The organism is Cryobacterium sp. BB307, assembly GCF_012274275.1.
In the GTDB taxonomy this organism is placed as follows: Bacteria; Actinomycetota; Actinomycetes; order Actinomycetales; family Microbacteriaceae; genus Terrimesophilobacter.
In genome coordinates this window covers 219816-231837 of record NZ_JAANZA010000003.1, presented here as the reverse complement: position 1 = coordinate 231837, position 12022 = coordinate 219816, and the positions used below count along the sequence as shown (strand labels likewise).

At 67.3% G+C, this 12022-nt stretch carries 11 protein-coding genes and 1 tRNA gene; 7 read left to right on the top strand and 5 right to left on the bottom strand.

Annotation, left to right across the window (positions count from 1 at the left end):
* Positions 1 to 8: 8 nt before the first annotated feature.
* A tRNA-Met gene (locus tag HGK58_RS12665) sits at positions 9 to 85 on the top strand.
* Positions 86 to 153: 68 nt separating this feature from the next.
* Entirely contained in the window at positions 154 to 969 is an 816-nt protein-coding gene (locus tag HGK58_RS12660; protein ID WP_168627974.1) for a carbon-nitrogen hydrolase family protein, read from the top strand.
* A 6-nt stretch (positions 970 to 975) separates the two neighbouring features.
* Here HGK58_RS12660 and HGK58_RS12655 read toward each other — a convergent pair whose 3' ends face one another.
* Positions 976 to 1695, bottom strand: coding sequence for a maleylpyruvate isomerase family mycothiol-dependent enzyme (locus tag HGK58_RS12655; RefSeq protein ID WP_168627973.1), 720 nt, complete (start codon positions 1693 to 1695; stop codon positions 976 to 978).
* 14 nt (positions 1696 to 1709) lie between these two features.
* On the bottom strand, positions 1710 to 2906 hold the full coding sequence (locus HGK58_RS12650) for an aminotransferase class I/II-fold pyridoxal phosphate-dependent enzyme (RefSeq protein WP_168627972.1): 1197 nt from the start codon (positions 2904 to 2906) through the stop codon (positions 1710 to 1712).
* Positions 2907 to 3052: 146 nt separating this feature from the next.
* Here HGK58_RS12650 and HGK58_RS12645 point away from each other — a divergent pair, with 146 nt between their 5' ends.
* From HGK58_RS12645 to HGK58_RS12630, 4 genes are all read left to right on the top strand, one after another.
* Positions 3053 to 3595 carry a hypothetical protein gene (locus tag HGK58_RS12645; RefSeq protein WP_168627971.1) on the top strand — a complete coding sequence of 181 codons (543 nt, stop codon included), beginning with the start codon at positions 3053 to 3055 and terminating at the stop codon, positions 3593 to 3595.
* Positions 3571 to 4359: a hypothetical protein gene (locus HGK58_RS12640; protein WP_168627970.1), complete on the top strand. Its 789-nt coding sequence runs from the start codon at positions 3571 to 3573 to the stop codon at positions 4357 to 4359. Before HGK58_RS12645 ends, HGK58_RS12640 begins: the two co-directional genes overlap by 25 nt.
* 105 nt (positions 4360 to 4464) lie before the next feature.
* Positions 4465 to 5958 (top strand): trypsin-like peptidase domain-containing protein, encoded by a 1494-nt coding sequence (locus HGK58_RS12635; protein WP_168627969.1) that lies wholly within the window; start codon positions 4465 to 4467, stop codon positions 5956 to 5958.
* 66 nt (positions 5959 to 6024) lie between these two features.
* Positions 6025 to 7068: a glycosyltransferase family 2 protein gene (locus tag HGK58_RS12630; protein WP_168627968.1), complete on the top strand. Its 1044-nt coding sequence runs from the start codon at positions 6025 to 6027 to the stop codon at positions 7066 to 7068.
* Positions 7069 to 7114: 46 nt separating this feature from the next.
* Here the strand turns inward: HGK58_RS12630 and HGK58_RS12625 are convergent, their stop codons facing one another.
* Together HGK58_RS12625 and HGK58_RS12620 are read right to left on the bottom strand one after the other, a co-directional pair.
* Complete coding sequence (locus HGK58_RS12625; RefSeq protein ID WP_168627967.1) at positions 7115 to 8590, bottom strand: CDP-glycerol glycerophosphotransferase family protein; 1476 nt, start codon at positions 8588 to 8590, stop codon at positions 7115 to 7117.
* Positions 8587 to 9819, bottom strand: a complete 1233-nt coding sequence (locus tag HGK58_RS12620; RefSeq protein ID WP_168627966.1) for a CDP-glycerol glycerophosphotransferase family protein — start codon at positions 9817 to 9819, stop codon at positions 8587 to 8589. Before HGK58_RS12620 ends, HGK58_RS12625 begins: the two co-directional genes overlap by 4 nt.
* Positions 9820 to 9893: 74 nt before the next feature.
* Between HGK58_RS12620 and HGK58_RS12615 the strand changes: the two genes are divergently transcribed.
* The gene (locus HGK58_RS12615) at positions 9894 to 11177 is read left to right on the top strand and encodes a CDP-glycerol glycerophosphotransferase family protein (protein ID WP_168627965.1); all 1284 of its coding nucleotides are present in this window, start codon (positions 9894 to 9896) and stop codon (positions 11175 to 11177) included.
* A 5-nt stretch (positions 11178 to 11182) separates the two neighbouring features.
* Here the strand turns inward: HGK58_RS12615 and HGK58_RS12610 are convergent, their stop codons facing one another.
* The gene (locus HGK58_RS12610) at positions 11183 to 12022 is read right to left on the bottom strand and encodes a hypothetical protein (protein WP_168627964.1); all 840 of its coding nucleotides are present in this window, start codon (positions 12020 to 12022) and stop codon (positions 11183 to 11185) included.

Genomic DNA, 12022 nt, shown 5'->3' with positions numbered 1-12022 from the left:
TCTTGTGCCGCGGGGTGGAGCAGTTCGGTAGCTCGCCGGGCTCATAACCCGGAGGTCAGAGGTTCAAATCCTCTCCCCGCAACCACGAAGGCCCGGAATCGCAAGGTTCCGGGCCTTTTTCTTATGTCGGCTTCTGCTCGTAGGCTGGCCTGCATGACGGATGTTCCCGGCACCGCGGTCGCGGTCGCCCAGTTCGCCCCAACCAATGATCGTGACGCAAACCTGGCTCAGGTGAGCCGGATGGCCTCACTCGCTGTCGATCGCGGCGCGCGGCTGGTCGTTTTCCCGGAGTACTCGTCGTTCTTCCTGCCGGAGCTCGGCCCCGAGCTGGTCGCTGCCGCAGAGCCGGTCGAGGGTGGAGCCTTCGTCACCGCGCTCTCGGAGCTCGCCGATTCGCTCGACGTTCACCTGGTGGCCGGCATGGTCGAGGAGGCCGGCGGCGGCCGCGCCCACAACATGGTCGTCGCGGTCGATCCGGCTGGAGCGCTGGTGGCGACCTACCGGAAGCAGCACCTGTACGACGCGTTCGGGCAGAAGGAGAGTGACTGGATCGCGCCGGGAGAGTTGGGGGAGCCCCAGACGTTCGCCGTCGACGACCTGACGGTCGGTTTGCAGACCTGCTACGACATCCGGTTTCCCGAAGTGTCGCGCCGGCTGGTTGACGCCGGTGCCGACCTGCTCGCGGTGCCCGCAGAGTGGGTGCGCGGGCCGCTCAAGGAGCACCACTGGCGCACCCTCGTGACCGCTCGCGCGCTGGAGAACACGGTTTATGTCGCTGCCGCCGACCAGGCGCCGCCGATCGCGGCGGGCAACAGCATGATCATCGATCCGATGGGGGTCGAGCTGGCTACGATCGGTGAGACGACGGATGTCGCGCTCGCGTGGGTCTCTAAGGAGCGCATCGGCGAGGTGCGGCGCATCAACCCCGCGCTCGCGGTGCGCCGGTATGCGGTGAGCGAGCGCTGGTAGCCGCGATCAGGGACGGATGCGCGCGCGCCTGAACTCCTCGACCACTTTGGCGTTGCCGGTGATCGTGAGCGCAGAAGAAGCGGGCGTGTAGCGGTTCCACGCGAACAGCAGCAGGGCTCCAGCCGGCCCGGACACCACCGTCGAGCGGGACAAGGTCTCGAAGTCGCAACTGAGGTCGCGGTGCACGGTCCAGAATCGGTCGGTGTCGGTCGCGCGCAACGTCAACGGTGCAGGCAGCGACGCCTGGTTCTGTTCTGCTGCTTTCGGCACGAACACATCGAACAGCTCGTCGATGCCCTCGGCATGCGTTTCGGCGTCGACCTCAGGCGGAGGGGCCGCATCCGGATCTGCGGTGCTGCGCAGGTCCCAGAGGTGCACGATCGTCTCGTGCAGTTGGCGTCGATGCCAGAAGCCGGCTGTGCGGTCGGAGCGCTTGAGTGTCCACACCGCGTCGCTGGCTGGGCGGGACTCGAGTGAGTTCAACAGCATCCGGCGACCACCGGCGTACCAGTCGGCGGCCGGCTCGGTGAGTTCGGGCACGTTCGTTCGCGTCTGGCGCTTGCCGGTTGCTACGATCGCGGCCGCCCAGCGGTGGATCTCCCCGAGATGCGCCACCAGATCGTGTCCGGTCCAGCGCAACGCGGCGGTGGGGTGGCTGAGATCGAGGGCGCGGGCATCCGCCTCGAACGCTGCGGTCACGACGCGCAACTGCTGGAGGTGGTCCATGGGCTGAGCCTAGGTCAGCGCCGCAGCTCGGCGAGTTGCGCGGCGGCGCGTTCGAGCACGTCAGCGCGCTTGCAGAACGCGAAGCGGAGTTTGGATGCGTACGGCCCCCGGTTCTCTGGACGCACGAATGCGGTGAGCGGGATCGCGACCACGCCGGCGAGGTGCGGCAACTCTCGGGCAGCGGCCTCGGCATCCGTGAACCCGAGTGGAGCGGCGTCAGCGATGACGAAGTACCCGCCCTGCGGTCTGCTTACCGTGAACCCGGCCTTCTCGAGGCCGGCGGACAGCAGCTCGCTTTTCGCCTTGAGCGCCGCTGCGGCACCCGCGAAATAGGAGTCCGGCAGCCCGAGCCCGACCGCGATCGCAGGCTGGAACGGTGCCCCATTGACGAAGGTCAGGTACTGCTTCACCGCGAGAATCGCCTCGACGTAGTCGCGCGGGCCGGTGACCCAGCCGATCTTCCAGCCGGTCGTGTTGAAGGTCTTCCCGCCGGACGAGATCGTCACGGTCCGCTCCCACGCGCCGGGCAGCGTCGTGATCGGCACATGGGGCTCGTCGAAGGTCAGGTGCTCGTAGACCTCGTCGGTGACGATGATGGCGTCGTGCTGGTGCGCGAGTTCGACAATCAGTTCGAGGGTCTCGCGCTTCAGGATGCTGCCGGTCGGGTTGTGTGGGTCGTTGATCAGGATGATGCGGGTGCGGTCGGTGACGGCAGCGCGGAGTTCGTCGTGGTCCGGCTGGAAGTGTTCGCCGCGCAGCGGCACCGTGACGTGTTTGAGGCGGTTGAGGCCCGCGATCGCGGCGTATGAGTCGTAGAAGGGCTCGAGGGTGACGAGTTCGTCGCCGTCGTCGGTGAGCGCGAGGATGGTCGCGGTGAGCGCCTCGGTTGCGCCGGCGGTGACCAGCACCTCGTGGTCCGCGTCTACGGGCAGGCCGTAGAAGCGCTTCTGGTGGGCGGCTATCGCGTTGCGGAGTACGGGCAGGCCGATTCCTGGCGGGTACTGGTTGATCCCGTCGCTGATCGCCTGTCGGGCCGCTTCGAGCACCTCGGGCGGGCCGTCCTCATCCGGGAAACCCTGACCGAGGTTGATCGCGCCCGTCGAGGCGGCCAAGGCGGACATCTCGGCAAAGATCGTCGGACGCAATTCCCCATCCGCCCCGAGGAGCATTGCTCCTCTGGCAGTGCGCTCCCACGCGCCGTGCACCGTCATGCTGACCAAACTAGCCCCAGAGCTGCCCTCGGGGTCGCAAACTGCCCTTCCCGGAGCCGGGAGGGCCTTTTTCTGGCCCCTCGCTAGTTCATCGCGGCTGTGGAGAATTCGCGCGCCCGCGACGACGTGTCATTTACCGTGACTCCATGGGGTTTCGGATGCGTGCCGTCGCGCTCACCGCTGTGGCGTTGCTCCTGGCGGGCTGCGTGCCGAATGAACCGACGGTCACCGCCCGGCCGCCGGCGGTGGACCCGGTCTTCGCCTCGGACGAAGAGGCGCTCGCCGCAGCGGTCGAGGCGTACGAGCGGTATCTGGCTGTCGCCGATGAAGTGCGGGCTGATGGTGGTGCCGATGCAGACCGAATCTCTTCGGTTGTAACGACCAATCAACTACCGGACGAACTGGAATCGTTTGAACGGCTACGTGAACTCGGTCTTATCACGAGGGGCTTGTCGATGTTCGACTCTGCCGAACTCCAATCGATGGCACCGGCCAAGGGCGGGATCGCAGTGACGATTTACGCTTGCTACGACGCTTCGGGAATTGAGGTCGTTGACTCCGTGGGGAGTGTTTCAAGACCGAATCCAACTCGCCAACTATTTGAGCTCACCTTCGAGTCTGACTTGACCAACGAAAAACACTTGTTGCTTGCGAGGAGCGCGCCATGGGATCAGTCACAACCCTGCTGATCGCCGCATTGGTCGCATTTCCAAGCGGCCTTGCTGGTGTTGCACCGGACTGCACAAGCACTGACTGGCTGATCGGAGAGTGCCCATACATCTCCGCCGGCATCGAGGGTGACGGGGTCGTCGTCCGCGGTGAGCAGAACAGTCCGGGCAACTCGAGCGGCGGTTCCGGAACCGGCACACCCGGAACGAACTCCGTAAACGGCCAGGGCACGGGCTCAGGCACGGGGACAACGACCTGCGGCTTCGCCGTCTGCCGCGACAACTACACGGCAACTGCGCCTGTCACGCTCGCGGATCTGGTCAACTTCCGCCCGACGCCGGGCACCGACAGCATGCAGCCGAACGGCTGGATGGTCGTCGGGCTCCACACGAACTTCTACGCGCAAGCATCCGTCCAGGTGCAATCCGGTCAACTTCTCGGCCAAGCAGCCACGGTGCGCTTCACACCGGTGCGTTACCACTGGACCTACGGCGATGGCAGCGCCAGGTCGACAGCGACGCCCGGGGCGACCTGGCAGGCGCAAGGTCTGGGCGAGTTCGAGCCGACCGCGACCAGCCACAGCTACCGGTCGCCCGGAACCTACGTCATCGATCTCACCATCGATTTCGCGGCCGAGTACCACTACGGAGCGAGTACCCAGTGGGTCCCCATCGCTGGTGTTCTCCCTGTGCCGGCGAACCGGCTGGTCGCGGTGGCGGGTCACGCCAAGACCGTGCTGGTCGAGCATCACTGCGCGGCCAACCCCTCCGGACCGGGCTGTTGAGACAGCGCTCAGCAGACCCTCAAGCCAGCAAAGGCGCGCTCACAGAGTCCTCCCAATAAAATTGAGACTCGTTGCGGACACCACGTCCGCTGAAGGAGCCTCCTCATGACCGACACCCCTGTGCCCGGCACGCCCGATGGGCCGCGGCAGCCATCCGACGCTACGCCGGAGAACAGGGCTCCCCAAGGTCCCCACGAACCAATCGAGAACGCGCGTACACCGCAGCACGACCCAGGGTCGGGGCCCGAGCCAATCGCTCAGCCCGAGCCGACCGCTCAGTACGACCCGACCGCTCAGCCCAGCGCCGCCCAGCCGCAGCCTACGGAACGGCAGCGCACCGAGCCGATCCCCCCGGGACTGCCGTACGGCGCTGACGGGCTGAACCCGCCGGTTGGGGCGACCACTGCGCCCGAGAAGAAGCGCAGCAACATCGGCACGGTCGCGGCCCTCGTGATCGGCGCGCTCGTCGGAGGCGTATCCGGTGCCGGCGTCGCGACGTGGGCGATCACATCCGGCAATGACGGCCAGGCTGGCGGGCCGGGAGCTTCACCGGCCACCATCACGGTCAACGATGGGGCGGATGCGACACTCATCACCGCGATTGCCGCGGAAGCAGGGCCGTCGGTGGTCACGATCTCGGTCGCTGGGGGATCCGCTTCCGGTACCGGATCCGGCGTGATCCTCGACAACGATGGACACATCGTCACCAACACGCACGTCGTCACGCTCGACGGTGAATCGGCCGACTCCCAGATCCAGGTGCAGACCTACGACGGTCATCTCTACCCCGGAACGCTCGTTGGCACCGATCCGCTCACCGACCTCGCAGTGATCAAGATCGACGCCCAGACCGACCTTCAGCCGATCAAGTTCGGCGACTCAAGCAACCTCAACGTCGGCGACACCACGGTCGCCATCGGCGCGCCGCTCGGACTGTCCAACACCGTCACGAACGGCATTGTGAGCGCGCTCAACCGCAGCATCACCGTCGCGTCCTCGGCCCCGCCCGAGGGCGACACGCCGGAGAGTCCCCAGAGCCCGTTCGACTTCTGGGAGTTCGGACAGGACCAGCCCCAGCAGTCTCAGCAGTCTTCGCAGATCTACCTGCCCGTCATCCAGACGGATGCCGCGATCAACCCCGGTAACTCAGGCGGCGCGCTGCTCGACGCGAAGGGTGACCTCATCGGCGTCAATGTGGCGATCGCCAGCACCGGTGGCGCCGCAGCCGGGAACATCGGGGTCGGCTTCGCTGTCCCTGCGAACGTCGTCAAGCGAATCGCGGATGAGATCATCAAGAACGGTGAGGCAACCCACGGCCTGATCGGCGCATCCGTCATCAACGTCACACTCGACCAGGACATCAGCGAAAAGAGCATCGTCGGTGCGAGCGTCAAGGAGATCTCCGGCGGCGGGGCGGCGGAGGCGGCCGGCCTGCGCGAGGGCGACATCGTCACGAGTTTCAACGACGTGCCGATCACGGGCAGCATCGACCTGACCGCGCAGGTGCGCGCTCTCGCTCCCGGCACGACCGTGCCGATGACGTTCGTGCGTGACGGCGAAGTTCAGAAGGTCGACATCACCGTCGGCTCGCTCGAGTAAGACCGGTCGGCAGGGGTCGCTCCGATAGGCTGGGGCGACCTTAGAAACACCGACCGAGTGGACCAAATGGCCGACGCCCCGACACCGGGAATCTCCTATGTGATCCCCGTTCTCAACGAGGTCGGGTACATCGAAGCGGCAATCGGGTCGGTGCTGCACCAGGACTACCCAGGGCCGCTCGAGCTCATCCTCGCCCTCGGACCCTCGACCGACGGCACCACCGAACTGGTCGAACGGCTCGCGAGAGACGAGCCGCGCATCCGGATCGTGGAGAATCCGGATGCCGACATCCCGATCGGCCTGAACCTCGCCATCAAGGCGAGCACGATGCCGATCATCGTTCGCGTCGACGCGCACTCGGCGCTGCCCACCGATTACGCCAGCACGGCCATCGCGACGCTGCAGCGCACCGGCGCGGCGAACGTCGGCGGGGTCATGCTCGCCAAGGGCAAGAACGCGTTTCAATCGGCCGTCGCGCGCGCCTACAACAGCCGGTTCGGGCTCGGTGGCGCGAGCTACCACGGCGGCGCCGAGGAGGGGGAGTCGGAGTCGGCGTACCTGGGCGTGTTCCGTCGCGAAGCTGTCGAGAAGGCCGGGTACTTCGACGAGACGATCCGCCGCGGTGAGGACTGGGAACTCAACCTGCGCATCCGCACCGGCGGGGGACTGGTCTGGTTCGACCCGGCACTCAAGGTCAGCTACTGGCCGCGGGAGAACTGGCCGAAACTGGTGCGCCAGTTCTTCGCCACCGGTGTCTGGCGCGGCGAGCTGGTGCGCCGGTACCGCGGGCGCAACCCGTGGCGATTCTTCGCACCGCCTGTGCTGGTGCTGTCGGTGGTCGCAAGCATCCTGGTCGGGATCCTGCAGCTGACCGGCGTGCTCACCGGCTGGCCGAGCGCCATCGCCAGCATCGTCTTTCTAGGTCCGATCCTGTACGTGCTGCTGGTCATCGCCGTCAGTCTGCTCACGGATGCCGTGGAGCCGTGGTGGCATCGGCTGCTGTTCCTGATTGTGCTGCCCACCATGCACCTCGCCTGGGGCGCCGGCTTCATCGTCGGCCTGCTGCGGGGGGCAAGCGGTATCAACGACACCTCGCGCACTGAGATTTGAGCGGCGAACACGGCGGTGCTCGAGCTCGTCGAGACCAAGGCCGGGCTCAGTCCAGCAGACCGTCCCGCAGGATCCGGTCCACCACCCGCTGCGCGGCCTGGCCGTCGTCGCGCGGGTTGAACCGCTCGCGCCACGCCTGGTAGCGCTCCCGGTACTCCTCGGCGACAGCATCCGGATTTCGCACGAGCTCCAACAGCTCGGCCGAATCCCGCACGACCGGACCCGGTGCGACCGCCAGCAGGTCGAAGTAGAACCCGCGCAGCACCTCCCGGTATCGGTCGAGGTCGGGCGTGAAGAAGAAGATCGGCTTCCGGGTCACGCTGAAGTCGAACATGACGCTCGAATAGTCGGTGATGAGCGCATCCGCGACCAGGAACAGCTCGGCGATGTCCGGGTAGCTTGTGACGTCGACGACGCCGCCGCCGCGCACATCTTCGCCCGGGCGGAGGGTGCGCGAGTGCCCCCGGATCAGCGTCACATACCCGTCGCCGAGCTGCTCGGCGAAGCTGGCGACGTCCAAGTGGTCGACGTGGTCCGGCCGGTCGTCCCGCCAGGTCGGCGCGTACAGCAGCACCCGCACGTCATCCGCAATCCCGAGCTTGGCGCGCACCGCCGCGGCATCACCGGTGACCAGGATGTCGTCGCGCGGGTAACCCTCCTCCCACACCGGACCCAGCCAGGCATATGAACGGCGGAAGATATTGGCAGCGTACGAGTTCTGCGCGAGCAGGATGCTCCACCGAGCGCGCTCCTTGAGCGTCGCAAGGGCGGGACGGAGTCCTAGCCGGCGCCGGCTGAGCGCGAGCCGCTTGAGCATGGTGCCGTGCCAGGTCTGCAGCACCTTTTGATGGGAGCGTTTGCGGTAGCGCCCGCGCAGCCAGTCGTTGATCACAATGAGCCTCGCTGCCGCCCGGATGCGCCACCACTCACGGCTGCCCTCGATGACGGCGATCCCGCCCAGAGGCACGTCGACGGATGCGTCGGCGACGCCCCAGTAGCGGGCGATGTCCGGCCGGGTTTCCGCCAGAGCACGTGCAATGGCGAGCGGGTTGCAGGATGCGTTCTGTCCGTAGAAGCTCTCGAAGAACACCGCGTTCTGGGGCTCAGGGTTGGCTGCGTGGTACTCGCGTTCGAGTCTGGCCTGATTCTCCGGCCCCACCTCATCGTCGGCGAGCGGCGCAGAGAACTCCGCGACCACTCCGCTGTCGTCGGCTTCGAAGGCGACGCGAAACAGTCCGCGCAGAAACGCCGCTTCCGGCAGGACGATCCCGCGCGCGGCGACGCCTATCCGGTACCTCCCGCTCGGCGGCGGCAGTGCGGGACCGCCCCAACGCGAACTGAGCAGCGGGATCGTCGCGGTCCACCGCTCACCGTCGACCGCGATCAGCGCAGGCAACCGCAGCCGCGAGCCAACCAGCTCCAGCTCGACGGGCGCGGTGCCCTCGCCGCTCACGACGAGCTGCGGTGGTTCACCGGCGACCAGGTCGATCGTCGAAGCGGTGACATGCTGCGTTGCGGTCATTCCTGCCCTTTCAGCCGGGCGGCGATCTCGGTGTACACCCTCTCGGTGTTGCGGCCGTCGCGGTAGGCATGGTGCCGCTGTGCGAGCCTACTGCTGTGCTCCCGGAGGGCGCCGAGCGCCGCCGGGTCGTCGAGTTGTCGGGTGACGCCGCCCCAGTTGCTGACAGTGTGCCCGCCGCTGAACTGCTCGTACGGCTCGTACAGTCCGCGTGTCGCGGCGTACTCGGCGACGTCGGGCGCGAAGAACACGATCGGGCGCGCGGTGAGCGCGAAATCGTAGGCAACGGAGGAGTAGTCGGTGATGACGACATCGACCCCGGGCAGCACCCGGTTAAGGTCCCCGATCACCGTTGATGGCAGCATCCGGATGCGCGGGCTCACCATCGTGCCGCGCTCGTAGTCGCCGACGCCGTGCGGGTGCGGGCGCAGCGCCAGCAGGCTGTTCGAGCGCTCCAGGTAGTCGGCGATCGCCGCCCAGTCGGATTCGGTGGGCACGCCGGGGTCGGATGCGCCGTCCCGCCAGGTCGGCGCGTACAGCAGCACCCGGCTGTCCGCGAGCGGGCCGAGCGCGCTCTCGAGCAGGTCCCGAGCGCCATCGGGTCGCAGCACGGCGTCGTCGCGCGGGTCGCCGGTCACCACCACCGTGCCCGCGGGCAGCCCGAACGCGGTCCGCAGCCGCGCCGCGGAGGTCTCGGATGCCGCAGGCAGCAGGTCGATCGCCGCTGCGCTGCGCCGGTACAACGCGCGCAGCAATCCGGCCGGCGCCAGCGAACTGGTGAAGGTAACGGGGGAGTCGAGCTGGATCTTCTTGAGCGGGATCCCGTGCCACAGCTGCACCACGAAAGCACCGCGCGTGCCGAATCGGTTCACGTCGCCGAAGCCGTGAGTGATCACGATGACGCTGGCGCGCAGCGTTGCCCGGAACCCGCGCCAGGTTGAACGCAGTGCGCTCGGCAGCCCGAGAGCCAGCGCCGCCTGACGCTCCCGCTCGTCTGCGGCCAGCCACAGCACGCGCGCGGCGGGGTCGGTGGCGCGCACGTGCAGCGCCAACGGGAGAGCACCCTCGCCCAGTCCCGAGCCGCTGCCGAACACCCACCGGTCGCCGCGGCGTGGCACGACGAGACTCGCGAGCCCGCCGAGCGCGTACAGCGGCGCCGAGAGAAGCTTCGCCGCGTTCCCCCTCGCGAAGGTGAAGCGTGCGGATGCACCGGCTCGAGTCTCGCGTTCCACAGTGAGTTCAGCGTAGCGTCGGCCACCGCCGGGCCATGGCGAGGCGTGCCCGATACCACTGGTTTAATCGATGGATGCCGTTAGTCAACGACCTCAAGACAGCGCGTCGCATCGTCCGGAATCTCTTCCGGACGCGAATGAGCCGCAACCAGCTCGCGTCGATCGAGTTGCCAGCGCCGCCGGAGAACGCTGTCGTCGGTGTGCACTTCGCCGACGGGCGGGTCAACCTGTACCAGTTGCGCCAGTGGTACGGGCCGCTGCTTGAGCTCGCGAAGACGCATCCGGTCGTCATCATCGCCCGCTCGCCGAGTGCGACCCTTGCTCTTCTCGAAGAGTGCCCGCTGCCGGTCGTGCACCTGCGCGAGATCCGTGAGGTCGAGAGTTTCCTCGCCTCCCAGGAACTCAAGCTGATGTTCTATGTGAATCAGAACATGCGGAACTTCCCCATGCTCCGGTTCGGTCGGCTGTGGCACGTCTTCATCAACCACGGTGAGAGCGACAAGTCGTACATGTCGAGCAGTCAGCACAAGGCCTACGACTACGTGATGGTCGCCGGTGACGCTGCACTCGACCGACTGCGGGCGGCGCTCTGGAACTATGACGTCGACAAGCGGGCGCTGGTGATCGGTCGCCCACAGGCCGATCACTTCGAGGGTGAGCTGCCGTACACGCCAGACGACCGCACCGTGGTGCTGTACTCGCCGACGTGGGAGGGTGACCGCGAGTCGATGCGGTACGGATCGATCCGCTCGCACGGAGAGGCGTTGGTGGCCTCCCTGATCTCGGATGCCCGCTTCCGAGTCATCTACCGCCCGCATCCTCGAAGCGGGATTCAGGACTCGGAGTACGGCGCCGCCAACACCAGGATCAAGGAGGCGTTGCGTCGCGCGAACTCGCTTGATCCGAGCGCCAATCACATCGTCGACACCGGGGGAGACGTGGGCTGGCAGCTGCAGGCGGCTGATGTGGCGATCTCCGACGTATCGGCGATGGTCTACGACAGGCTGGCCACCGGCAAACCGCTGTTGATCACCCGCCCGGTGTCGCCGGATGCTGAGATCGACACATCCGGCTACCTCGGGGCGGCAGAATGGCTCGACGCCTCGGACGCCCAGAACGTCGTTGAGGCTGTCGATCGCGTCCAGCACGACGAGGACGCCCGCCAGCGCCTCAACTTTTGGGTCACCCGACACTTCGGTGACACCTCACCCGGCGCGGCGACGGCACGCTTCCGCGGCGCGGTCGAGCAGCTCATCGAGGAGTGGCACAAGCACGCGGCCCTGCACGAAGCCGACCCGAGGGTCTTCGCCAGCGATGACGATGACGACGAGGACGACGGCGCCTCAGCCGGGGACTGAGCCGGTCAGCCGGTTGACGTCGACCCGGGAGCCTGCCCGCCAGCCTCGGGTGCTTCGGCGGGCTCCTCGGGGAGCATGGTGGGTCCCAGTCGGGACTTCCCGCCCGAAACCACCTTCAGCCGGATGGCGCGCTGCTTGCGCGGTCGCGGATCCAGGTTCGGCGGGAACTCGGCCGGAGGCGGGCCGAACGCGATGCGAGAGCTCTGGATGATCTTTCGCCCGAGCACGTTGCTGCCCACGCCGCCGACGACCGCACCGATCCCGAACGGGATGATGCGCCCGATGGCGCTAGTTGCCGTGTTGCGCGTGAACCGCCTCATGAACGACCGCCGCACCTTTGTGGCGATCGGGCCGACAACGGCCTGAGGCAGGTTGCGGCCGACCAGGTCCCCCCAGAAGGCGTTGCGGGAGACGCCCGTTCCGGATGCCTGTGCCGCAAGATTGCGGACCAGATCGCCACCCGACTTGCCGAGCACCATCGCCATGACGATGGTGCGGGCGCGGTCCGGGTCGGTGACGGCGATTCCGTGTACCTCGCTGACTGCCTGCGCCAACAGTGCGCAGGACTCGAGGAAGATGGCCGTCTCGACGCCCGTGATGGCGAGGCTGATGGTGGTCCCCACCCCCGGAACGATCGCCGCAGCACCGGCGGTGGCGCCGCCCGCGGTGACAGTGGCGTGGAAATGCTGCTCCAGAATGCGGATGACCTCGCCGGGTGTCGCATCCGGATGCCGACGACGGATATTCCGGATGTGCGCGAGCACAGCGGGGCGCTGTGCGGTAAGCAGCCGGTCAAACCCTTGTACCGGCATCAAGCCGGCAGCCATCTTCTCGCTGTAGCTCAC